General features: G+C 68.1%; 2 protein-coding genes. Both read right to left on the bottom strand.

All coding sequences use genetic code 11. The annotated features are described in order from the left end of the window. On the bottom strand, positions 1 to 404 hold a 404-nt coding region (locus tag EN742_RS36595; RefSeq protein ID WP_281035066.1), incomplete at its 3' end, for an SAM-dependent methyltransferase. A 54-nt stretch (positions 405 to 458) separates the two neighbouring features. Continuing rightward, on the bottom strand, positions 459 to 767 hold a 309-nt coding region (locus EN742_RS36590), incomplete at its 5' end, for a hypothetical protein (protein WP_348632884.1).

Genomic DNA, 767 nt, shown 5'->3' with positions numbered 1-767 from the left:
ACCGTGACGCGCGGATCGCCGGCGATCTCGGGATGCATCTGGCCGTGGCCGACGTCTATCGCGGTGACATGCGCTGCGGCGCGCTCGAGCAGCACCTGGGTGAAGCCGCCGGTCGAGGCGCCGATGTCAAGCGCCTCGCTGCCGGTGGAGTCGAGACCGAAGTGGTCGAGACCGGCGATCAGCTTCAACGCCGCGCGCGACACGTAGCGTTGCGCCGGATCATCGATGGCGATGTGGCAATCGTTCAGGACGCCCTGGCCGGGCTTGCGGGCAACAGCACCGTCGACCGTCACGGTGCCGCGCTCGACGGCGTCGCGGGCGCGCGAGCGGCTGGCGAACAGGCCGCGCTGGACGAGCAATTCGTCGAGCCGCTGGCGAGGACTGGCTGGCAATGCGGAGTTCATCGGCCTTCCTTGGCGAAAGCCGGTCGCGAAGGCAAGGACATTGGCACAGGGGCACTAGAAGATGGTTCGCGAGACCGGCCGCTCGACAGCCGGCGCCAGGCCGTCATTGGCATTGCCAGAGGCCTGCCGGCGTGGCGGATCGACCGGCACCGCCGGCGGGGTGTCGGGCAGGCCGACCAGTTGTGGAACCTGCTTGTAGGAAAAGCCGCCGCGGATATCGCCGATCTTGCCGGCGACAATGTCCATCACCGCCTTTTCGAGGTTGCGGTCGTAGCGCGTCTCGGCCCTCGCCGGCGCAGCGGCCAGCGCCAAAAAGGCGATGCCGCACACAAACCTGTTCATTGTCGTTGCCCCGTGTCCCTG

It is taken from the genome of Mesorhizobium sp. M4A.F.Ca.ET.020.02.1.1 (genome assembly GCF_004022645.1).
GTDB lineage: Bacteria > Pseudomonadota > Alphaproteobacteria > Rhizobiales > Rhizobiaceae > Mesorhizobium.
Note: the sequence above shows the minus strand (reverse complement) of the source record. Positions and strands in the feature narration are given on the sequence as shown.